Genomic DNA, 22,138 nt, shown 5'->3' with positions numbered 1-22,138 from the left:
CAGTGGACTTAACAATTATTTCTCAGTATATACATTCCTATGGTTATATTGTTATTTTACTTGTACTTTTTTGTGGGATTGTTGGAATTCCAGCGCCTGAAGAATCATTTTTAATATTATTAGGCATGTTTATTGCCAAGCATCAGCTGAACTTATACGAATCATCTCTTTTTGCTTTTTTAGGTGTTATTACTGGAATGCTTACTGCTTACGGGCTAGGAAGGTATGCGGGAACCCCATTTTTTGATAAATACGGAAAATACGTAGGGTTAACCAAAGAGAAAATTGAAGCGGCAAGCGGCAGCTACCATAAATATGGGATATGGACCATTTTATTTGGTTTATATATTCCAGGCTTGCGTCAAATTAGCCCATATATGGCGGGAATAAGTCGCTATCCGTTTTTGCTTTATTTATTGTTATCGGTAGTAGGAAGTCTAGTATGGGTCCTTTCTTTTCTGATTCTAGGTTACTACGTAGGAGATCGAATTCATATTTCGTATATTATCATGGGCGCTGTAGCTTTTTTTGTCATTTATTTACTTATAAAAAGAACAAGAAACCGAAAACGTCTTGAGAGGAGGGATGGTCAATGAGGAAGGTTTTATTCTTACCGCTTTTTCAGATGCCATCTGGTCATCACCAAGTAGCAGACGCCGTTATGGATGCCATTATGGAGCGTTTTTCGCACGTTATTTGTCAAAAAATTGATTGTTTAAGCTATTGGAGCAAACCGCTTGAACAAATGATTTCATCGATATACATGAAATGGATTTCTGTTTTCCCAAAGCAGTTCGAAAAATTTTATTACGGTCATGTATACAAAAAAAACGACCATACGATGGACGATTTTGTTGTGAAAAAGTGGCCGATTATCGAATACCATATGAAGAAATTAATTGATGCAGAGCAGCCGGATGTCATTGTTTGTACACACAGCTTTCCTTCCTGTGTATTAAGCGGGTTAAAAGAAAAAGGAATCATTGATCTTCCTATTATAAACGTATACACAGACTTCTTAGTAAGCGACGTATGGGGTAAAAATGGAATTGAGCTTCACTGCGTGCCTGATCAGGATACAAAAGCGTTTTTACAAAACGTTCACGGTGTAAAAGAGTCTTCTATTTATGTAACGGGAATTCCTGTTCATAAAGCGTTTTTAAAAAGAAGGATTGACCATCTTATGCCACAGAAACATATACTGATTGCCGGAGGGAATTCCGGCCTTGGAAATGTACGCAAAATGCTTCAGCAGCTTCCGCAAAACTGTACGTATATGTATTATGTGCTGTGCGGAAAAAACAAAAAGTTGTATCAAGAACTAATAAAATTAAACCACCCGAGAATTAAAGCGGTCTCGTATGTAAAATCGAGAGAGAAAATGAATGATTTATATGAGGGAGCAGATGCCATTGTCACAAAAGCGGGGGGAGTGACAATTAGCGAAGCCCTTCACAAAAGACTACCTATTTTTATTCACTCATCTCTTCCCGGTCAAGAACAAATTAACATTGAATATCTAAAAGGAAAAGAGCTGCTGATACCGCTTAATGAGGCTGAAGCCTTTGAACAGCAGCTTAAGAACATTTTAGAAAATGATGTGAAACGAAACCGGTTGATAAAACGGATGGACGAATATGTAGACAGCTTAGAAGTAAAAGTAGATCGCGTGCTTGCAGATCACTTTAAGCTATATCGATATGAGACAAGTCAAAATCAATTTTAAGCAGAACATTGGTTATTTCTTTTTACATTCGATAAACTAACTGTAGAGATAACAACTGTAGAAGGTTAGATGAAGTAAAAGGAGATTATAATATGAACTCAGTTATTGAAACGATTTTAAATCATCGTTCTATTCGCAAATATGAAGACAAACCATTGTCAGAAGAGCAAATTCAGACGATTGTAGAAAGCGCACAGGCAGCTTCCACATCAAGCTATATTCAAGCGTATTCCATTATTGGAGTAAAAGATAAAGAAACGAAGCGAAAGCTTGCTCAATTAGCAGGAAATCAGCCTTACGTAGAAACAAATGGACACTTCTTTGTATTTTGCGCTGACTTTCATCGTCATGATGTCATTGCGGAAATGGAGAAAAAAGATTTATCGACAGCGCTCGAAAGCACAGAGCAGTTTATGGTAGCTATTATTGACGTTGCCCTTGCTGCGCAAAATGCAACGCTTGCTGCTGAATCAATGGGACTTGGAGCTTGTTACATCGGCGGTTTGCGTAACGAATTAGAAGAAGTAAGCAAATTGTTAAAACTGCCTCATCATGTAATTCCGTTATTTGGTCTAACGGTTGGACATCCAGCGGGTATTACGGATAAAAAGCCGCGCTTACCATTTAAACATGTGTATCATGAAGAAACCTATGAGCCGAACGATGAGCAGACGAAAAAAGAATTAACATCGTATAACGAAGAAATTTCTGCTTATTACAACGAAAGAACAAATGGCAAACGCCAAGACACATGGACTGGTCAAATGGCCGACATGCTTTCCAATCCTAAGCGTATGTATATGAAAGAATTTGTTGAAAAGCAAGGATTTAACAAAAAATAAAAAAAGCTGGGACAAAAGTATTTTAGCCGAATTGAAAAGCGAACCGCTAATCAAAATTTTTGATTAGCGGTTCGCTTTTTTTTGTTATAAAAAAACTGAATATACCCGTTAAATGATCAATAAAAAAGAAGAGGCATAGCCAGCAATGGTAGATAAATTTAACTATTTTGGTAAAAACAACAATAAAAAGCAGTAAAAAGTAGAAACGTTTCATCATATAGCCAAATTATCAGAAATATTACGATTAAATGTTCTGTTTTGTTAAGTTTTGTAATAAAAGTAGCATGGCTCTGTAACGGCTGTGAAATGTGAGGATGATATCATTCAATCATTGAGTAAATAAGGAGGTATTCGTAATGAAAAAATTTATATTTACTCTAGGAACAACAGCAATCCTTTCAGCAGGATTTGTAGGTGCAGCTTCTGCTTCTACAAGCGGAACGTATCACGTAGAAAAAGGTGATACGTTATGGAAAGTCGCTCAAAAGCACAGCGTGAGCGTAGACGAGCTAAAAGATGCAAATAACTTAACATCTAATATTATTTATCCAAATCAAGAATTAAACGTAGCTACTATAAAAGAAATGACGCACAAAGTTCAGCAAGGAAACACATTATGGTCCATCAGTCAGCAATACGGCGTGACGGTAGATCAAATTAAAGAATGGAACGGACTGAAGTCAGATTTAATTTATCCTGGCGAACAATTAAAAATTCAGTCTCCAAACGGCCAAGCTCAGCAATCAAGTCCTTCAGTAGCCCAAGCTGCTCCAGAAGCTCAGCAAGCTCAAGCGCCAGCTGAACAAACTCAAGAAGAACAGCAGCAAGCTCAAGCTGAACAAGCCCAAAAAGAGCAGCAGCAGGCTCAAGCTGAACAAGCTCAAAAAGAGCAGCAGCAGGCTCAAGCTGAACAGGCTCAAAAAGAGCAGCAGCAAGCTCAAGCTGAACAGGCTCAAAAAGAACAGCAGCAAGCTCAAGCTGAACAGGCTCAAAAAGAGCAGCAGCAAGCTCAAGCTCAACAACAACAACAACAACCTGCTGAATCGTCACAACAAGCCAGCGGCAAATCAATGACAGTTGAAGCAACTGCCTATACGGCTAATTGTGCTGGATGTAGCGGTACAACTGCTACAGGAGTGGATTTAAAAGCAAATCCAAATCAAAAAGTAATTGCTGTTGACCCTAGTGTTATTCCATTAGGTTCGAAAGTTTATGTAGAAGGCTATGGTGAAGCTGTAGCTGCCGATACAGGTGGAGCAATTAAAGGCAATCGAATTGATGTATTCGTTCCTGCTGAAGGTGATGCTCAACAGTTCGGAAGAAAATCTGTTAAAATTACGGTTATGAACTAAGAAGTTCTTTATAAAATTGCTAGTCTAGTATAGAAATACATAGCTAGTAAAGCAAAAGAGGTGCCTTATGGCACCTCTTTTTACTTTATAATACGCTTTGCGCCCGCATAGCTGTTTTTCCAGTACGCTGTTGAAAGTGATTGCGTTTTAACGCCTTTGCTGCTGACGTAAATGAATTCTTGTTTGTCTAGGTAAATTCCTACGACTGAAACGGATTTGCCGTTTTTAAAGAAAACTAAATCTCCAGCCTGGAGGCTGTTTTGCTTTACGTCCGTGCCGCTTTTATACTGATCTGCTACTGTACGGGGGATAGAAATATTTGAACCCGCGTTTTTATATACATACTGTGTGTACCCTGATACATCAAAACCTTTTGGTGTCGTACCCCCATATTTATATGGCTTTCCAATTAGCGTTTTAGCATACGATACAATTTGCTGCTGTTTTGCACTAACAGAAGTTTGAGGTGCTGGAGCCGGCGAAGGTGCGCTTGCACTTTTCACTTTCAGCACTTGTCCAACTTTTAACGCATCTGTTTTTAAATTGTTTAATTTTTTTAATTCAGCTACCGTCATGCCGTACTTTTTAGCAACTGCTGTCAGCGTGTCTCCTTTTTTCACCGTGTAGGTGCCATTGCTATCAGCCGGTGTAGATGGAGCTGTTGGTGAAGGTTGAATATCTTCATCAAGCAAATAACTCATATTTGCGTTAAACGTTACTTTTCGCTTCGTTTTATAGCTCTTCGCTTTTTGCTGAAATTGCGTATTGTATGCGTTGATTTCTTTTTCGAAATTTGCAGAGATCTTATTAAATTCCGCGTCACTTACATCTCCGTACGCATAGTCTTCAAGATCCACAATGTAATTATAAAGAGCAATTAAGCTGTCGTATAAATACCCTTGAAGCTGATCAGCTTCCGAATTAAGATGATTCATCGCGTAATTTTTATCAGTCTTTGTTAGAAACTGGTCAATTTGATCTGCAAGCTGATCATATGCAGCTAACGCTTTTTCGTCATCTTTTATTCCTTCAATTTCTTTTAGCTTTTTTTCTACGGTTTTATAAAATGGTGCGTAATAATCTGCTAGCGAATTAACGTCTTTTTGATAAACGCTGACAGAAGAAGCAGCATAAGCAGAGTGACTAAAAACAGACGTTGTCACCGATGTTCCTACTAAAACGGATGCTGCTATAAATGGTACAAGTAGTTTCTCTTTTTTCATTTGTAAAGTCCCCCAAATATCCAAATAATAGTATAGCAGATAGATTATACTATATTAGGTTATAAAAGAACTAGTACTTTTCCTTTAATTTCATATTTTTTAGCAGTTTGCGTACCTGATAGAAGATAATCTAAGGAACAAAGAAAATATGTGATACAATGTACAAATATTCAGTTAAAAAGGAAGTGTACGATATGCAGCAATTTATCAAAGAAATAGCGCGCGGAAAAAGGGGATCAACTGACTTAACGTATGAACAAGCAACAGAAGCAGCTCGCTTAATCGCTTCTGGACAAGCTACGGATGCTCAGATCGCTGCTTTTTTTATCGCGGAACGTATTAAAACTGAAAATGCAGATGAACTATTGGGATTCGTTCATGCTTTTCGTGAAAAAACAAAAGAAATACCGCTGTCTCAGCCGTTAAAAGATAAATCAATTGATTTTGCAAGCCCTTATGCAGGGAGGAATTCATTTTTTGCGACCATTCCTGTATCAATTTTATTAGCTGAAAGAGGTGTGCCAGCTTTTTTACACTGTACAGAAGCGCTTCCTCCAAAGTTTGGAACAACGATTGAAGACGTACTTCATTCATTACAGATCCCTCAAGCTCAAACGATTGAAGACATCGGTCATGCGTTTGAAACGTTAAAAATTGGCTTTGTAAATGCCGAAACAATCTCTTATCCTCTTAGCCGCATCAAACAAGTTCGTCATGAAATTGGTGTAAGGACACTCATTAATACGGTTGAAAAACTACTAAACTTATCGAATGCTTCTTCTTTAATGATGGGCGCTTTTCACCGTACGGCCATTAATAAGATTGTGCCTATTTTTGCTTCTCTGCCTTTCAAACACGTATACGTGGTACAAGGGATAGAAGGATCAGAAGATGTACCTGTACATAGAAGCAGCTTTGTTTTTACGATCTCAGAAGGAGAGATGGAGTCGTTTATTGTCAATCCAAAAGAATACGGACTGTTCGTGGAAGAAGAGCACTTTGAAAAGAAAATAAGTGTTGAAAAACAAGCGGAATATGTGACGCGCATTCTGGAGGGTGAATCTTCTTCCGAACTGACTTACGTCTATAATCAAGTAGTATTAAACGCTGGCTTGCGCTATTATCTATTTGGCTATGAAGCTTCTATTGAAAAAGGAGTAGACTATGCAAAACGCCAGCTAGCTGAAGGTTTGGGCTGGAAACACCTGCAGAAGTGGAAAACACAAGCGATTTCAGAAGAGTAAAAGGTGAGCAAACATGCTCATCTTTTTTTATCGGAAGAGATAAATCCTTTGTTTTTTGTCAGAAAATTTACTATAATTAGTTATGCATTTGTGTTAGAAAATATCACATTTGATGTTAATTAGAAAATAGATTAGCAGAAAGGAAGCTTTCATTGAAACTTACGTCGAGAGAACAAGAAAAATTAATGATTGTCGTAGCTGCAGACTTAGCAAGACGCCGTCAAACAAGAGGATTAAAACTTAACTATCCCGAAGCAGTAGCTATTATTACATATGAAATTATGGAAGGAGCTCGTGATGGCAAGACGGTAGCGCAGCTAATGCGAGAAGGGACCAAGATTTTAAAACGAGAAGATGTGATGGAAGGTATTCCGGAAATGATTCATGATATTCAAGTGGAAGCTACCTTTCCAGACGGAACCAAGCTCGTCACTGTGCACGATCCAATTCGTTAAGAGGAGGGAAAGATATGATTCCAGGGGAATATTTCTTAAAAAAAGATCCAATCACATGTAATAACGGAAAAAAATCAATTAGCGTGACTGTAATCAACAGAGGCGATCGACCTGTTCAAGTAGGGTCACACTTTCATTTTTTTGAAGTGAATGCTGCGCTCGAGTTCCCCCGCGAAGCTTCGCTTGGCTATCATTTAAATATTCCGGCCGGCACAGCCGTTCGTTTTGAACCAGGTGATGCAAAAGAAGTGGATCTCGTTGCTTTCTCCGGAACAAGAGAAATCTACGGTCTTAACAATAAAACAAACAGATCGCTTTCTGATAGAAAGGAAGATGTATAAGATGAGTTTTCAAATGTCGCGACGTCAGTATGCAGATATGTTCGGACCAACCGTTGGAGATGCTGTTCGTTTAGCAGACACAGAGCTATTTATTGAAATTGAAAAAGATTTCACCACGTACGGAGATGAAGTAAAGTTCGGCGGAGGAAAAGTCATTCGTGACGGAATGGGGCAGCATCCTCTTGCAACACGAAACGAAGCAGCGGACTTAGTGTTGACAAATGCAATTATTCTTGATTATACAGGCATATATAAAGCAGATATTGGAATAAAAGATGGACTCATTCAAACTATCGGAAAAGCGGGCAATCCCCTGCTGATGGATGAAGTAGACATCATCATTGGTGCGAGTACAGAAGTGATTGCAGCAGAAGGGAAAATTGTAACCGCCGGCGGTATTGATGCACATATTCATTTCATTTGTCCGCAGCAAATTGAAACTGCTCTTGCCTCCGGCGTGACAACAATGATTGGAGGAGGAACGGGACCGGCTACAGGAACAAAAGCGACAACTTGTACACCCGGAGCTTGGCATATTGAACGAATGCTTGAAGCTGCTGAAGCATTCCCAATGAATATTGGCTTTTTAGGAAAAGGGAATGCAAGTGCCAAAGAGCCTTTAATTGAGCAAATTGAAGCTGGAGCGATTGGACTAAAGCTTCATGAAGACTGGGGAACCACAGCATCTGCCATTGACACAAACTTACAGGTAGCAGACGAGTACGATGTTCAAATTGCGATTCATACAGATACTTTAAATGAAGGCGGCTTTGTCGAAGATACGATTGCAGCGATTGGCGATCGAGTCATTCATACCTATCATACTGAAGGAGCTGGAGGCGGACATGCACCTGATATTATGGAAATGGCAAGCTTTCCAAACGTGCTTCCATCATCAACTAATCCAACAAGGCCCTATACTGTCAACACGCTTGAAGAACATTTAGATATGCTCATGGTATGTCATCATCTTGATCCCTCTGTACCAGAAGACATCGCTTTTGCTGATTCTCGCATTCGCAAAGAAACGATTGCAGCTGAAGATATTTTACACGATTTAGGTGTATTCAGTATGATTTCTTCAGATTCTCAAGCAATGGGACGTGTAGGCGAAGTAATTACAAGAACGTGGCAAACAGCTGACAAAATGAAAAAGCAACGAGGGAAACTTGATGGTGACAGCGAAGTTGGCGATAACGCACGTGTCAAACGCTATGTAGCTAAATATACGATTAATCCAGCTATTGCTCATGGAATTTCCGAATATGTAGGATCAATAGAAACAGGGAAAATGGCTGACTTAGTCCTATGGGAGCCAGCTTTTTTTGGAATAAAGCCTGACTTGATTGTAAAAGGCGGTTTGATTGCACACAGCTTAATGGGAGATCCTAATGCTTCAATTCCAACTCCACAGCCGGTTTTATACCGTCCGATGTTTGCTTCTTATGGAAAAGCAAGAGCTAAAACATCTCTTACGTTTGTGTCAAAAGCAGCGTACGAGAACAAAGTGGGCGAGAAACTGGGGTTGCAAAAGCTGCTTAAACCGGTCAAAAATATTCGTCAATTAAAAAAAACAGATATGAAGTTAAACGGGGAAATGCCTAAAATTGAAGTTGATCCCCAAACGTACGAAGTAAAAGTAGATGGACAAATGATTACATGTGAAGCAGCAGAAGTTGTGCCTATGGCGCAGCGATACTTTTTATTTTGAGGTGAAAGAAATGGTAATCGAAAAAATTATCGGAAATATGGCAACATTAGAAAAACGGGCTCCGCATATAGAAAAGGTATATATCGAAAGTGATCACTTAGTAAAACGCGTTCAACGCGTTGTAACAGATCACGGTAAGGAACTAGGAATTCGTCTAAAAGAAAATCGCGAGCTCACTGATGGCGACGTGCTGTTTATGGATGAAAGCAATATGATTGTTGTTCAGGTGGTGGCAGACGATATTTTAACCATTCAGCCGATTAATATTCAGCAAATGGGAGAAATTGCTCATCAGCTTGGCAACCGACATTTGCCAGCACAGTTTGAAGGTGGAGACATGCTCGTACAGTACGATTATTTAGTCGAAGAATTACTTCAGCAGCTTGATATTCCCTATAAGCGCCAAAAAAGAAAAGTAAAACAAGCTTTTAAGCATATCGGACACAGTCATGACTAATTCATTGCTTTCGCTGATTCAACTATGTGATTCAAATTTTCCATCCGGTGCATTTTCACATTCGTTTGGCTTTGAAACGTATATTCAGCGAGATCAAATTTACAACACAGAAACCTTTCAAGAAGCGCTTCGTACATACCTTGATGTTCAGCTGACGTATACGGACGGCTTAGCATGCAGACTGGCTTATGAGTATGCGAATCATGACCAGTTTACCGAAATTATGAGAGTGGATCATGAATTATACGCTCTTGCTTTGTCAAAAGAAACAAGAGAAGGGACAAGACGCGTGGGCCAGCGCATGTTAAAACTTTGCTTAGAATTATTTCAAGGCTCTTATTTAGAAAAGTATATGAGTGAGGTAAAAGCAAAGAAGGCGTATGGACATCCTGCTGTTGTATTTGCGTTAGCCAGCCTGCAGTTAAATATCACAAAAGAAGACGCAATTTTAAGTCACTTGTACGCTAGCATTTCTTCGTTAATTCAAAATGCTGTTCGTGGCATACCGATCGGTCAAACGGATGGACAAAAAACGCTCGTTCTTTTTCAGCCGCTGCTGCAGCATGCACTTCAGCATATTTTACAAGCGGATCAAGAGGAATTTGGTGCGGTGACACCAGGGTTAGAAATCGCTCAAATGCAACATGAACAATTGCATGTCCGATTGTTCATGTCATAAAAAAGGAGGGAAAGCCTTCTAACAATGAAGGCGTAAAAATGAATGCAATTAAAATTGGAATTGGTGGACCTGTTGGTGCAGGGAAAACAATGTTAGTAGAACGATTAACGCGTGCACTAGAAGGACAGCTAAGCATGGCGGTTGTTACAAACGATATTTATACAAAAGAAGACGCGCAATTTCTAGTAAAAAACAGTATTTTGCCAGAAAATCGTATCGTAGGAGTAGAAACAGGAGGCTGCCCTCATACGGCCATTCGAGAAGATGCATCTATGAACTTTGCTGCGATCGATGAGTTAGTGGAACGTCACCCCGATGTTGAACTTATTTTTGTAGAAAGCGGAGGAGATAATTTAGCCGCAACGTTTAGCCCAGAGCTCGTTGATTTTTCGATTTATATCATCGATGTAGCACAAGGGGAAAAAATCCCGCGTAAAGGCGGTCAAGGAATGATTAAATCTGATTTATTCATTATCAACAAAACAGATTTAGCCCCGTATGTAGGAGCGAGTTTAGAAGTAATGAAAAAAGATACAATCCAAGCAAGAGGGCACAAGCCTTTTGTTTTCACCAATTTAAAAGAAGATAAAGGGCTCGACCAAGTAATAGAGTGGATTAAAAAAGAGGCCTTTTTAATCGGCCTTGAATCATGAGCTACACGGGTTATTTAGAGCTTCGAGCAGAAAGAAACAGCGAGCGAACCATTATTAAAGATACGTACCATTACGGTGCTTTTAAAGTTGCCAGACCTATTTACATGACTCCTGAATCCCCTTTTGTTTATATGCTTCACGTAGGTGGAGGATACGTAAGCGGAGACAAATATAAAACGATGATAACGGTAGAGAAAAATGCCCAGCTGACGGCTACTACTCAATCTGCGACAAAGGTGTACAAAACACCGAACGAAGCTGTTTTACAAGAAACGTGTATAACCCTTGAAGAACAAGCCATCATGGAATATATACCAGACCCGCTTATTTTGTATGAAAATGCTGCATTTTTCCAAGAAATAACGGTTCGTATGGCACAAAACGCTGCTTTGTTTATGTGTGACAGCATCACCCCGGGGTGGTCGCCGGATGGGCAGCTGTTTCAATATACCTCTATGCGTTCCAAGCTTAAACTGTATGTAAACGAGCAGCTGAAGGTATACGATCACTTATACTTGAAGCCAGAAAGCCATTTACGCGGCATGATGAAAATGGAAGGGTATACTCATTTTGGATCGATTATCATTGTTCATCCAAATGCCGACGACGCATTTATAGCGAAAGTACATCAGCTGTGCGAAGAGGCTGGCTGTAAAGTAGGAGCTTCCGCACTTCCGATCCCCGGATGTGCTATTCGAATATTAGCTGCTAGTACACAAGAAGTTGAAAACATAATCGCTAAAGTATACGGATTGTTCCGACAGCATTTACTAAAAGCTGAAGTATCACTTTTGCGTAAGTATTAAAGAGGCTGGGACAAAAATATGTTAGTTGAAAGAAGATCCGAACGAGCTGGATTCTTAATGGAGAATCAAATTCGTTCGGATTTTTTTATTGGTAGGGTGAACGTAGGTTTCCTGTATGTAGCTCCTTCTAGCCGTTGATTAAAGGGCAAAGCGACGTCTTGCACAGAAATCAACAGCTGTGGAACAGGCAGTCCTGATCATTTATCCTACTTGTTCATCTTTAGATTGAATTGTTTTCGTTATGTCTCATTCGCTTTTAGAACCACAGGCTAAATAATCCGTCGCTTACACCTAAATTATACATATAGTAAAGGCCAAATATAATGCTGACAGCGCTTGTTACCTGCATCAAACAGCGGTTTAACGTCACTTGTTTTTTAGTTGTAACGAATGGAATCCCAATAACCGTTGTAAATAACAGCATGCCAAGACAAGTGCCGATTCCAAAAATGATAATGTACAGAGCACCTTGCCATACGTGAGTAACGGTGCTCATCGTTAATACAACCATCGCTGCGCTTCCCGCCAGTCCATGAACAAAGCCAATGCCCAATGACTTTAAGTAAGACGTTTTTTCGTGATGCGTATGTACTTGTTTTTTGTAAGACAGAAACGATGTGAAACCGAGGTAAACGAGCATAATTCCCACTAAAAATTCAAGTGACATGCTCATACGTTCAGAAATACTGCTTTTTAACACCATTAAAATCATACCAAAAATAAACAGCGTAAGCGTATGGCCAATCCCCCAGTATACTCCTGCAAGCGAAGAGCGCCACAGTTTTTTACTTTTTGAAGCAATGGTTGATACAGCGATAATATGATCTGGTTCTAGAGCATGCTTGATTCCTAAAAGAAACCCTAGTATTAAAATTGAAAAAAAACTTGTTTCCATGTCAGCTTTCTCATCCTTTCGTACGTATAAAACTAGTATATCGTACGATTTTGTTTTAATAAACAGAAAATTCTAAACGAAAATGTCTGGTCGAATAGCTAAACCATTTATCAATTTACAATAAGTTACAAATATTAAAGGAGATGTAGTATAAAAATTTTACATTTACAAAAACTATGAGTAAATTATTGTGAGGTTGATAACTATGGACAAAATTTCTACTGATATCATGCTGTGGAGTTCTTTTATACGTCAAAATGTTAGGACAGAACGTGACTAGACTAGAAGCTCTTTTATGGAGCATTGCGTTGCCGGGCTTTGGACAATTACTAAACAAAAAACATATAAAAGGAATTTTGTTTATTGTACTTGAATTTCTCATTAATATGGGCGCAAATTTTAATGAAGGCATTCGCTTAAGCTTTTTAGGAGAAACAAGGCAGTCCCTAGAAGTAATGAACATGCAGTGGTTAATGTTTTATCCATGTTTGTATTTTTTTGCAATTTGGGATGCTGTTAAAGAAGCAGAAAACGGCGCATCGAGATTTACATTTATTCCTTTTGTCTCCTGTGCTTATTTTGTTACAGTAGGCATTATGTATTCTTCAGTAACAACCATCAACGGTGTTTTTATAGGACCAATTTGGCTTCCTATGCTGTCTGTTATACCTGGACTTGTTGTCGGACTCATTGTCAAAAAGCTATTAGAAGTGTATATACATAAGAAAAAATAAACGTCATTACAATCTATACATCCGTAGATTTTAATGGACGTTTATTTTATTTTTGTTTATAAATAAGTAATAAAGTCTCTTATTTAGGGAACGTACTAACAGTGGCTATTTTTACATAATTTTAAGAGAGCGCGGACTATTCATAAAAAAGAGCACATTGAAAATGGAGAGAATGGGTACAAGCTTATATAATAGCACTTTGACAAAAAGAAGCTGGAGAGAAGGTGGATAAAGGATGATCACAAATGGTATTTATCGTTTTTTTCTTATCTGGTACGTATGCGGAGTCGTCTTGCTTTCCTTCGATTTGCTGCCTTCATGGTTAGAATGGGCAAACGCGGTCTTTTTACACTTGAGCAGTCTTCTTGCTCTTATTTATCTAACTAAAGCTTATGGAGTAAGGCGGGCACTGCTCGTTGCGATATTTGTGACAGGCGCATCTATTTATATCGAAAGTCTAGGTGTTAAGTATGGATTTTTATTTGGATCCTACGATTATGAAAAAGATTTTGGCGCCAAAATTTTAGGTGTTCCTCTGACCATTGGTTCGGCTTGGTTTATGGTTGTGATTACAAGCAGAATACTAGCTTTAGGAATTATGAAACGTATGGAGCTGCCGTTTATTGTCCATGGAATTGCCTATGCAGTCATTAGTTCGCTTTTTGCTGTTATTATGGATTTGGCTATCGATCCTGTTGCCTATGTTGTTAAACAATATTGGGTGTGGGAAGGGGACAGCTTTTATTATAATATTCCTTTATCAAATTTCTCCGGCTGGTTTTTATTGTCTTTCTTCATTCAGCTGGTCGTATATTTCTTTTTAGCTAAGTCTCCTAAAGAGGAAAATCCGGTGTGGGAAAAAAGAATGGTATTTTTGTATAGTGCAGTTGTCATGATGTTTGTGATTGTAGCGTTAGCAAATGGCCTATGGCTTGTCGTATGTCTGACGATGATTCCTTTTCTTATTCTTTATATTGTGTATAAAAAGGAGACTCGCTTATGATTTACCCGAAGAAAAACTCAATATTTGAGCGATTTTTTCAACTGTTTGTCACATATCAGCTTAAAAAGCAATTTTATCGTATTCATTTACATATAGAAGGGCTCCCAAAAGATAAAAAAATTTTATTAATTGCTAATCATTCCAGCTGGTGGGACGGTTTAGTGACATTTTATTTAAATAACGCGGTATTAAAAACAGATCTATACGCTATGATGTCCGAACAAGGAATGAAGGATTTTCCTTTTTTTCAACGAATCGGAGCTTTTTCAGTAAATGCAGCGTCCCCGAAGCATACGGTGGAATCGTTAAGGTTTGCCAGTAAGCTGTTAGAAGAGAAAAAAGCGGTGCTTATTTTTCCCCAAGGAAAAGAAGAGCATCTTGAAAAAAGACCGTTAACTTTTTCTGAAGGACCTGCTTTTCTTCTAAAGAAGCATTCTGACGTTGAAGTTATTCCCATTACGTATTATTATACGTTTCGCCATGATCAGCGACCGGAGCTTTTTATCTGGATAGGGCAAGCTGTTTTTTACGACTCAGCTAAGCCCAGAGAAGAGATAACCAACACGCTAGGCGGTGCAGTCACTGCTCAGCTCGATCATCAAAAACAGAAAATAATTCAAGAAAACGATGAGGACTTTACGGTTTTATTAAAAGGAAAAAAGACGCTTAGTGAATGGTTAACGTGGTGGAAAGCGAAGGTGAAAGAATGATTTACTATATGCTTTTATTTATTTTTATGCTGCTTTTAACCATTGTAAATATTCAAGCAATGCCTAAATTAAAAAGATACGAGCTGGATTCCAAAACACCTCAGCCTCTCATTTCTATTTTGATTCCAATGCGAAATGAAGAACGAAATGTAAAGCGAATCATTTCCTCTATTAAAGGATTAACGTACAGCAATCTAGAATGTGTCATACTAGACGATCAGTCCACAGATCAAACACGACCACAGCTGTTGAAAGAAATTCACGGCGATCCGAGGTTTACCATCATAGAAGGAAAAGAGCTGAGAGAGGGCTGGGTCGGAAAAGTTCATGCTTGTCACCAGCTGTCGCAAGCTGCAAATGGAGACTATTTATTGTTTGTAGACGCAGATGTAGAACTAAAAGAACGTACACTAGAACATACTTTAGCCACAGCACAAGCGACAAAAGCCGCTCTTTTAACAGGTTTCCCTCGTTTTCCCGTAAAAACGTGGTTAGAAGCATTGGTTGTTCCGCTTCAGCATGTGGTTGTTTTTAGTTATTTACCGGTTGTCGTAGCTAATCGTAACAAGATGAGCAAAGCTTCCGCGGCTCACGGTGCTTTTATGTTTATAAAAAAAGAAGCTTACGAGGCCGTAGAAGGACATGAAGCCGTCAAATCTTCACTAGTAGAAGATGTCCACCTAGCCCAGCTTTTTAAGCAAAAGAAACACCGCGTCATTTTAGCGAATATTACCTCTCATGTTAGCTGTTATATGTATGAAACAACGGAAGAAGTATGGAACGGTTTTGCTAAAAACATCTTTGTAGGTCTGGGCCGCTCCGCTAAAGCAGTTTGGGTACTAAGCGTTTTTTTTGCCTGTTACTATGTGCTGCCGCTTCCTTTTTTTATAGCAGGAATATTCACAGGCAACATGCTTTGGATTCTTCCTTTTTGCATTATGCTTTTTCAGCGGTTTTTAATTGACCGGTCGGCTCAGCAAAAAGGGCTTTTATTTTGTACGATGCCCGCGTCGGCAATTGTGCTGATGCTGCTGATGAATCATTCCATGAAGCGTGAACGAAAAAAGCAGGGATATGAATGGAAAGGAAGGCATTATCAATGAAAAAAGTACTAATAGTTGGGGCAGGATTAGGCGGATTAGCTGCAGGAGTTCTTCTTCAAACAAAGGGGTTCGATGTCACAATTGTGGAAAAAAACGAGCATGTAGGCGGAAAAATGATGCCTGTGCAGCTAGGAGAATATTCTTTTGATTTTGGGCCTAATACCATTACAATGCCCGAAGTTTTTCAGTGGTTATTTGAGCAAGCGGGTGAACGTCCAGAAGACTATATGCCTCTTGTCAAACTAACGCATCATACGAATAACTTCTTCACCGACGGCTCCCAATTTTCCATGTCTATAGATGAAAGAAAAATGATTCAGCAGCTTGAACGTCTCGATCCCTTTGCTGCGGAGCAATACCCTGCCTATTTGAAAGAAGTAAAAAGAATATACGACATTGCAAAAAGCCAATTTTTCTACCGGACATTTTCATCGTGGAAAGATTACACAAACCCTTCTTTATTAAAAGCATTGCTGCAAGTAAGGCCGTTTGAAACAGTAGATACGTTTCATCAGCGTTTTTTTCGAAACGAAAACATTCGAAATGCATTTAATCGATATGCAACCTATATCGGATCTTCACCTTATACATCACCCGCTACGTTTTCATTGATTGGACATTTAGAAATGAATGATGGGGTGTACTATGTAAAAGGAGGAAACCCTAGAATTGCAAAAGGGCTGGGACATGTGTTCCAAAAAGCTGGAGGGAAGCTGTATACAAACTGCAGCGTTACTGAAATAATCGTAAAAAATAAACGGGCTGTCGGAGTAGAAGTAAATGGAGAAGAAAAGATAGACGCGGATATTGTTATTGTGAACGGCGACTTGCTAAAGGCCTATCCGGCACTCGTAAAAGAACAGGATAGACCTCATTTTAAAAACAAAAAAGCAGCTGAATTTGAGCCTTCTATATCAGCTTATGTGATCATGGCAGCTGTTAAGAAGCGCTTTTCTCAGCTGATTCATCATCAAGTGTATTTTTCTCAAGATTATAAACAGGAATTCTATGAGCTATTTCAGCAAAAAACGCTTCCAACCGATCCCACCATCTATATTTGTAATTCTTCATATACCGATAACACGGTAGCTCCGGGTGATAATTTATTTATTTTAGTGAATGCTCCTGCTGTGAAAGAAGAGAATCAAGAAGAAATGAACGCTTACAGAGAAGTTGTCTATCGCAAGCTTTCTCAGTTTGGTTTAGATATCGAGTCTTCGCTTGTACATGAGCGAATTGTTACTCCATATGAAATTGAACAAACGTTCGGTGCATTTAAAGGTGCTTTGTACGGCGTGAGTTCAAACCGGAAAATGGATAGTTTTCTTCGGCCAAGCAACGTCTCAAAAGATGTTAAAAACTTATATTTTGTAGGAGGAACGACTCACCCTGGCGGAGGGTCTCCTATGGTCACGATTAGCGGCATCAATGTAGCTATGCTTATTTCATCTTCCTAATTGATAAATCAGGATTGTCAAAAAGTTTAGTTTTTTGGTACTATAAGAAAGTGCAGAGGCTGTTAACCTGCTGTTCTTACGGATGGAAAAAATGAAAAAACATGTTACATAACGAAGTTGAAAAGGTGATTACATAACTATATGATTGTATTTACGTGTCTTATTATTATCATAAGTATTATCCGTCCGTACTTGGAAAGCGTGACTGTTAAGCGAATTGCTTCAGAAGGCAAAAAAATTCGCTACTACAAAGAACAGTTCTTTTTTTATGTGCTAATTTTACTATTTTATATTGCGGTGATGGTATACCATAGGGTTCCAATTTCTATGTTAGGATTACAGGGAGTATATCTCGATACGATTCATCGCACGGCTCCGTATCCAGCGTGGATTGAATATTTGCTGCTTTTAATCTTTGCTGGCTTTATCATTCTTTCCATTATGCTTCAATGGATGAAAGATCATGGAGAAACGGTTTTTGTGGAACAGGAAATGCCCACGTCAATTGAGGCAACCGTTCCTAAAACGGAAAGAGAGCAAAAGTGGTGGCTAGCATACAGCGGTATTTCCAGCTTTGTAGAAAGCACCGTTTATTTTCCTAGCTTTTATTTATATAGTCACTATATATTAGCCATTGAAAACACATGGGTATTGGCCGTTTTAATTGGTATTGGTTATTTCCTATCACAGCTAGCTTTCCAGCGTGACCGTTTAAGTGTCCAGACGCTGTTAGTTGGTATCGGGCTAGGCGCTTTATTTATCATGACGAAGTCAGTTGTCATTATAATCTTGTACTATGGCTTTAGCTTTTTGATTTATGATATTTACCAGCAAGATCGCAATCTAGTAAAAAGCACAGATGATCACTAAGAAACAACACGGCATAAAGCTGTGTTGTTTCTTTTTTTTATAATTTATAAAAAAAGCTTGAAAAGCGCTTTCAATAGTCTTATAATTTAGATAAATCGATTTACTAAACCGGTTTAGTAAGTGGTTAGTTATTATAATAAGAAAGGTAGGTCGATTTATGAACAGTATCATTATCCCGTTAAATGCATTTGAAACAACAGGCTTTCAGCACGCCATGATTGGAAAAATACATGAGCAGCAAGTACATGGAGTGGAAATTCGAAGAGAGTTAATGAAAAAAGTAGATCAAGAGATTGCGCTTATTGCTGAAGAATTAAAAACATATCCACTTTTTACAGTATATTCGGCTCCAATTGAACTGTGGAGAGAAAATGGAGAGTTAAACACACAAGAATTAAAAGTTATTCTTGAAGAAGCCGTATCACTTGGCGCTCAGTGGGTAAAAGTCTCTCTTGGTTTTTATCAGCCCCAATCGCCTATGACAGATTTACAGCAGCTATTAGAGGCATTTCCAGCTTTACGTCTATTTGTAGAAAACGATCAAACCAGTCACGGAGGCAACATAGCATCTCTGCACGCATTTTTTGATAACGCTTACGAAGTTCCTGTTTCCATGACGTTTGATATTGGTAACTGGCTCTACGTAGATGAACAACCCCAGGAAGCAATCAAAATGCTAAGGTCATTTGTGGGCTATATTCATATTAAACACGTCATAAAAAGCAGCGGAAAGCTAGTGACAACCGCTATATCGAACGATTCAAATGAAATGTGGAAAGATATTTTGAAAGGGTTTTCTCATTCGATTTTTAAAGCTTTAGAGTTTCCAATCGATGAACCGGAACAAATCCCCGGCTTCATTTCATTGGTGCAAGCAGCAGAACAGGAGGAAGTTCAATGAATTCATTAGACGTTATTACCTTCGGAGAAGCAATGGCGATGTTCATGGCAGAGCAGTCGGGACCGCTGCATGAGATTAAGCATTATACGAAAGAACTGGCCGGAGCAGAAACAAATGTAGCAATTGGTATCGCTCGTCTCGGTCTGCGCGCAGGCTGGGTGAGCAAAGTCGGCAACGATCCTTTCGGTACGTTTATTATGAAACGGCTACAAGAAGAATATGTCAACACCGATTGTGTATTAGTAGATAGCGAGCATGCAACAGGCTTTCAAATTAAATCAAAAGTGGAAGTGGGAGACCCGGAAGTTTGTTACTTCCGAAAAAATTCAGCAGCCAGTCACTTGCACTCCAGCGATTTTAATCAAAACTATTTTTTAGCGGCAAAACATATGCATATGACAGGCATACCGCTTGCTGTGTCAGCAAGTATGCGCGATTTTGCTCTACATGCACTTACATCGATGAAAGCAGCTGGAAGAACGGTTTCCTTTGATCCAAACCTTAGACCCACTCTTTGGGCATCGAAAGAAGAAATGGTTGTTACAATCAATGAAGCTGCTAAACAAGCAAACTACGTTCTGCCGGGTATTGAAGAAGGAAAAATCTTAACCGGCTACGAAAACCCAGAAGACATTGCTTCTTACTATTTAGATGCAGGCGTAGAGCTTGTCGTTATTAAACTAGGTGAACAAGGAGCCTTTTTTAAGACGGCTAAAGAGCAAGGAATGGTTGAAGGAATAAAAGTGAAACAAATAGTGGATACAGTCGGAGCAGGAGACGGTTTTGCAGTAGGACTGTTAAGCGGACTTCTTCAAAATGATTCTCTTACTCAGTCTGTAAGGAGAGCAAATGCTATTGGGTCATTAGCTGTACAAAGCCCTGGAGATAACGATGGATATCCAACTGAACAGCAGTTGCAAAGATATATGGAATCCCAAAAACAAGGAGTGAAGTGATAATGAAACAGCAGCTAGCAAAAAAAAGATGGCTTCGGTTAATTCCTATCGTATTTATTACGTATAGCCTTGCATATTTAGACCGTGCAAACTATGGGTTTGGAGCAGCGGCAGGACTGGCAGAAGATCTTCATATTACGCCAGGTATTTCGTCTTTATTAGGGTCGCTCTTTTTCTTAGGTTATTTCTTTTTCCAAATTCCAGGCGCTCACTATGCTGAAAATAAAAGCGCCAAAAAGCTGATTTTTTGGTCTCTGATTTTATGGGGAGCACTTGCTACAGCTACGGGTATGGTAAGCCACGTCGGATTTTTGTTTGTTATTCGGTTTGCTTTAGGAGTGGTCGAAAGTGCCGTTATGCCTGCTATGCTAGTGTTTTTAAGCCACTGGTTTACAAAAGCAGAACGTTCTAGAGCCAACACGTTTTTAATTTTAGGAAATCCGGCAACTGTTCTTTGGATGTCTATTGTTTCTGGGTATTTGCTAGAATCGTTTGGCTGGAGATGGATGTTTATTTTAGAAGGCTTTCCAGCTGTTATTTGGGCATTTTTATGGTGGAAACTAGTAAACGACGAGCCAAAAGATGCAGGCTGGCTGTCGAAAAAAGAAAAAGCAGATTTACACGATGCGCTGCAAAAAGAACAAGAAGGAATCAAACCTGTTAAAGGCTATAAAGAAGCTTTCAAAAATCGTACTGTCATTTTATTAAGCATTCAATATGCTTTATGGAGTATTGGCGTCTACGGATTTGTTATGTGGCTGCCGTCTATTATTAAAGCAGCGCCTAACATGAGTATAGTGAAGACAGGGTGGTTAGCGTCCGTTCCTTACGTATTAGCAGTTGTATTAATGTTAACGGTTTCATATCTATCAGATAAGTTTTTAAAACGAAGCGCATTTGTATGGCCGTTCTTATTAGTAGGAGCGCTTGCTTTTTACGGATCTTATTTAGTTGGCACAAGCAACTTCTGGCTTTCCTTTGCTTTACTCGTTATCGCCGGAGGAACGATGTACGCTCCGTACGGACCGTTCTTTGCGATTATTCCTGAAATTTTACCGCGTAATGTTGCCGGAGGAGCAATGGCTTTAATTAATAGCATGGGCGCACTTGGTTCATTTGCCGGTTCTTATATTGTAGGATTTTTAAATGGATCAACAGGAGGATTTGGCGCTTCCTATATCTTTATGGCTGGATCATTATTCCTTGCGGCAGTTTTAACCATTGTCGCAACGAAAAAGCCAAGAGAAGTTCAAAGTGTAAAGCCAGTCGAAACAACGGCTTAATGTAACGATAAAAAAGGAGAATTGAGATGCATATTGAGAAAATTACAAGTAGCGGTATTGTAGCGGTCATTCGAGGAGCAAGTGCTGAGCGAATTATTCCGCTTGCCTACGCATTAAAAGAAGGCGGAGTAACAAACCTAGAAATTACAATGGAAAACCCTGCTGCCGTAGAGGTTATTAAAGAACTAAAAAATGAATTTGACGACTCGATGTTTATTGGAGCCGGAACTGTTCTAGACGAAGAAACAGCACGAATTGCCATTATGGCAGGAGCGTCATTTATTTTTTCTCCTACGGTTAATGAACGAACAATTAAAACGGCTAAAAGATACGGAGTCATTAGCGTGCCGGGCGCTTTTACACCCACTGAAATTTTAACAGCCTATGAATGCGGTGCAGATATGATTAAAGTCTTCCCGGCAAGCGTAGTAGGCCCAGCTTATTTTAAAAATATAGCAGGGCCGCTTCCTCATATTCCATTAATGCCAACGGGCGGCGTTACGGCTGAAAATGCCGGCGCTTATATTAAAGCTGGAGCAGCTGCTATTGGGGCAGGAAGCACATTAGTGGATGGAAAGCAGCTTCCAACTCCTGAATACTTACTTCAAGTAACCAAGGAAGCGAAGCGTTTTACTAATGAAATTCAAGAAGCTAGGCTTGCGTACGCTTAATAAATAAAGCCTTCTGCTAGCAAGAAGGCTTTTCCTTTTTCGTTTTTTTCGTTTACACTAGGAGTA

At 39.2% G+C, this 22,138-nt stretch carries 24 protein-coding genes; 22 read left to right on the top strand and 2 right to left on the bottom strand.

Annotated features, from left to right (window positions below):
* Nucleotides 1-2: 2 nt before the first annotated feature.
* The 4 genes from ACFX4R_RS22230 (at nucleotide 3) to ACFX4R_RS22215 (ending at nucleotide 3,920) form a co-directional block, all read left to right on the top strand.
* Complete coding sequence (locus ACFX4R_RS22230) at nucleotides 3-596, top strand: DedA family protein (protein WP_013083764.1); 594 nt, start codon at nucleotides 3-5, stop codon at nucleotides 594-596.
* Nucleotides 593-1,726, top strand: a complete 1,134-nt coding sequence (locus tag ACFX4R_RS22225) for an MGDG synthase family glycosyltransferase (protein WP_043981518.1) — start codon at nucleotides 593-595, stop codon at nucleotides 1,724-1,726. The genes ACFX4R_RS22230 and ACFX4R_RS22225 overlap by 4 nt, the downstream gene beginning before the upstream one ends.
* Before the next feature lie 92 nt (nucleotides 1,727-1,818).
* On the top strand, nucleotides 1,819-2,568 hold the full coding sequence (gene nfsA / locus ACFX4R_RS22220) for an oxygen-insensitive NADPH nitroreductase (protein WP_043981519.1): 750 nt from the start codon (nucleotides 1,819-1,821) through the stop codon (nucleotides 2,566-2,568).
* Nucleotides 2,569-2,924: 356 nt separating this feature from the next.
* Nucleotides 2,925-3,920 carry a 3D domain-containing protein gene (locus ACFX4R_RS22215; RefSeq protein WP_043981520.1) on the top strand — a complete coding sequence of 332 codons (996 nt, stop codon included), beginning with the start codon at nucleotides 2,925-2,927 and terminating at the stop codon, nucleotides 3,918-3,920.
* A gap of 80 nt (nucleotides 3,921-4,000) precedes the next feature.
* On the opposite strand, the gene ACFX4R_RS22210 is transcribed toward ACFX4R_RS22215, so the two are convergent.
* The gene (locus ACFX4R_RS22210) at nucleotides 4,001-5,143 is read right to left on the bottom strand and encodes a C40 family peptidase (RefSeq protein WP_377570398.1); all 1,143 of its coding nucleotides are present in this window, start codon (nucleotides 5,141-5,143) and stop codon (nucleotides 4,001-4,003) included.
* Between the two features lie 194 nt (nucleotides 5,144-5,337).
* On the opposite strand from ACFX4R_RS22210, the gene ACFX4R_RS22205 reads away from it, so the two are divergent.
* The 8 genes from ACFX4R_RS22205 to ACFX4R_RS22170 all read left to right on the top strand — a co-directional run bounded on the left by ACFX4R_RS22205 (nucleotide 5,338) and on the right by ACFX4R_RS22170 (nucleotide 11,489).
* A complete protein-coding gene (locus ACFX4R_RS22205; RefSeq protein WP_043981522.1) occupies nucleotides 5,338-6,387 on the top strand; it encodes an anthranilate phosphoribosyltransferase in 1,050 nt (349 codons plus the stop codon).
* Between the two features lie 152 nt (nucleotides 6,388-6,539).
* The gene (locus tag ACFX4R_RS22200; protein ID WP_013057659.1) at nucleotides 6,540-6,842 is read left to right on the top strand and encodes an urease subunit gamma; all 303 of its coding nucleotides are present in this window, start codon (nucleotides 6,540-6,542) and stop codon (nucleotides 6,840-6,842) included.
* A gap of 14 nt (nucleotides 6,843-6,856) precedes the next feature.
* Nucleotides 6,857-7,183, top strand: coding sequence for an urease subunit beta (locus tag ACFX4R_RS22195; protein ID WP_013083758.1), 327 nt, complete (start codon nucleotides 6,857-6,859; stop codon nucleotides 7,181-7,183).
* A gap of 1 nt (nucleotide 7,184) precedes the next feature.
* Entirely contained in the window at nucleotides 7,185-8,894 is a 1,710-nt protein-coding gene (gene ureC, locus ACFX4R_RS22190) for an urease subunit alpha (protein WP_377570396.1), read from the top strand.
* A 10-nt stretch (nucleotides 8,895-8,904) separates the two neighbouring features.
* Complete coding sequence (ureE, locus tag ACFX4R_RS22185) at nucleotides 8,905-9,351, top strand: urease accessory protein UreE (RefSeq protein WP_377570393.1); 447 nt, start codon at nucleotides 8,905-8,907, stop codon at nucleotides 9,349-9,351.
* On the top strand, nucleotides 9,344-10,030 hold the full coding sequence (locus tag ACFX4R_RS22180) for an urease accessory protein UreF (protein WP_043981525.1): 687 nt from the start codon (nucleotides 9,344-9,346) through the stop codon (nucleotides 10,028-10,030). The genes ureE and ACFX4R_RS22180 overlap by 8 nt, the downstream gene beginning before the upstream one ends.
* 38 nt (nucleotides 10,031-10,068) lie before the next feature.
* Nucleotides 10,069-10,683, top strand: coding sequence for an urease accessory protein UreG (gene ureG / locus ACFX4R_RS22175; RefSeq protein ID WP_045292669.1), 615 nt, complete (start codon nucleotides 10,069-10,071; stop codon nucleotides 10,681-10,683).
* Entirely contained in the window at nucleotides 10,680-11,489 is an 810-nt protein-coding gene (locus ACFX4R_RS22170) for an urease accessory protein UreD (RefSeq protein ID WP_377570390.1), read from the top strand. Before ureG ends, ACFX4R_RS22170 begins: the two co-directional genes overlap by 4 nt.
* A 256-nt stretch (nucleotides 11,490-11,745) precedes the next feature.
* Here the strand turns inward: ACFX4R_RS22170 and ACFX4R_RS22165 are convergent, their stop codons facing one another.
* Nucleotides 11,746-12,384 (bottom strand): HoxN/HupN/NixA family nickel/cobalt transporter, encoded by a 639-nt coding sequence (locus ACFX4R_RS22165; RefSeq protein WP_377570388.1) that lies wholly within the window; start codon nucleotides 12,382-12,384, stop codon nucleotides 11,746-11,748.
* Between the two features lie 272 nt (nucleotides 12,385-12,656).
* Between ACFX4R_RS22165 and ACFX4R_RS22160 the strand changes: the two genes are divergently transcribed.
* The 10 genes from ACFX4R_RS22160 (at nucleotide 12,657) to ACFX4R_RS22115 (ending at nucleotide 22,072) form a co-directional block, all read left to right on the top strand.
* Nucleotides 12,657-13,118, top strand: a complete 462-nt coding sequence (locus tag ACFX4R_RS22160; protein ID WP_013057650.1) for a hypothetical protein — start codon at nucleotides 12,657-12,659, stop codon at nucleotides 13,116-13,118.
* Nucleotides 13,119-13,353: 235 nt separating this feature from the next.
* Complete coding sequence (locus ACFX4R_RS22155) at nucleotides 13,354-14,121, top strand: carotenoid biosynthesis protein (protein ID WP_097825187.1); 768 nt, start codon at nucleotides 13,354-13,356, stop codon at nucleotides 14,119-14,121.
* On the top strand, nucleotides 14,118-14,831 hold the full coding sequence (locus ACFX4R_RS22150) for a lysophospholipid acyltransferase family protein (RefSeq protein ID WP_043981529.1): 714 nt from the start codon (nucleotides 14,118-14,120) through the stop codon (nucleotides 14,829-14,831). The genes ACFX4R_RS22155 and ACFX4R_RS22150 overlap by 4 nt, the downstream gene beginning before the upstream one ends.
* Complete coding sequence (locus ACFX4R_RS22145) at nucleotides 14,795-15,934, top strand: glycosyltransferase family 2 protein (protein ID WP_280559878.1); 1,140 nt, start codon at nucleotides 14,795-14,797, stop codon at nucleotides 15,932-15,934. Before ACFX4R_RS22150 ends, ACFX4R_RS22145 begins: the two co-directional genes overlap by 37 nt.
* Nucleotides 15,931-17,391, top strand: a complete 1,461-nt coding sequence (locus tag ACFX4R_RS22140) for a phytoene desaturase family protein (protein WP_043981531.1) — start codon at nucleotides 15,931-15,933, stop codon at nucleotides 17,389-17,391. The genes ACFX4R_RS22145 and ACFX4R_RS22140 overlap by 4 nt, the downstream gene beginning before the upstream one ends.
* A 141-nt stretch (nucleotides 17,392-17,532) precedes the next feature.
* Nucleotides 17,533-18,261: a hypothetical protein gene (locus ACFX4R_RS22135; protein WP_025751230.1), complete on the top strand. Its 729-nt coding sequence runs from the start codon at nucleotides 17,533-17,535 to the stop codon at nucleotides 18,259-18,261.
* A 157-nt stretch (nucleotides 18,262-18,418) separates the two neighbouring features.
* Nucleotides 18,419-19,162, top strand: coding sequence for a sugar phosphate isomerase/epimerase family protein (locus ACFX4R_RS22130; RefSeq protein WP_043981532.1), 744 nt, complete (start codon nucleotides 18,419-18,421; stop codon nucleotides 19,160-19,162).
* Nucleotides 19,159-20,118 (top strand): sugar kinase, encoded by a 960-nt coding sequence (locus tag ACFX4R_RS22125; RefSeq protein ID WP_322552212.1) that lies wholly within the window; start codon nucleotides 19,159-19,161, stop codon nucleotides 20,116-20,118. The genes ACFX4R_RS22130 and ACFX4R_RS22125 overlap by 4 nt, the downstream gene beginning before the upstream one ends.
* Nucleotides 20,119-20,120: 2 nt before the next feature.
* Nucleotides 20,121-21,401, top strand: a complete 1,281-nt coding sequence (locus tag ACFX4R_RS22120) for an MFS transporter (protein ID WP_028409101.1) — start codon at nucleotides 20,121-20,123, stop codon at nucleotides 21,399-21,401.
* A gap of 26 nt (nucleotides 21,402-21,427) precedes the next feature.
* Nucleotides 21,428-22,072 carry a bifunctional 4-hydroxy-2-oxoglutarate aldolase/2-dehydro-3-deoxy-phosphogluconate aldolase gene (locus ACFX4R_RS22115; protein WP_028409100.1) on the top strand — a complete coding sequence of 215 codons (645 nt, stop codon included), beginning with the start codon at nucleotides 21,428-21,430 and terminating at the stop codon, nucleotides 22,070-22,072.
* Nucleotides 22,073-22,138 lie beyond the last annotated feature (66 nt).

This window comes from Priestia sp. YIM B13490, from assembly GCF_042787735.1.
In the GTDB taxonomy this organism is placed as follows: domain Bacteria; phylum Bacillota; class Bacilli; order Bacillales; family Bacillaceae_H; genus Priestia; species Priestia megaterium.
The sequence above is the reverse complement of the archived record's forward strand: the minus strand, read 5'-3'. Positions and strand labels throughout refer to the sequence as shown.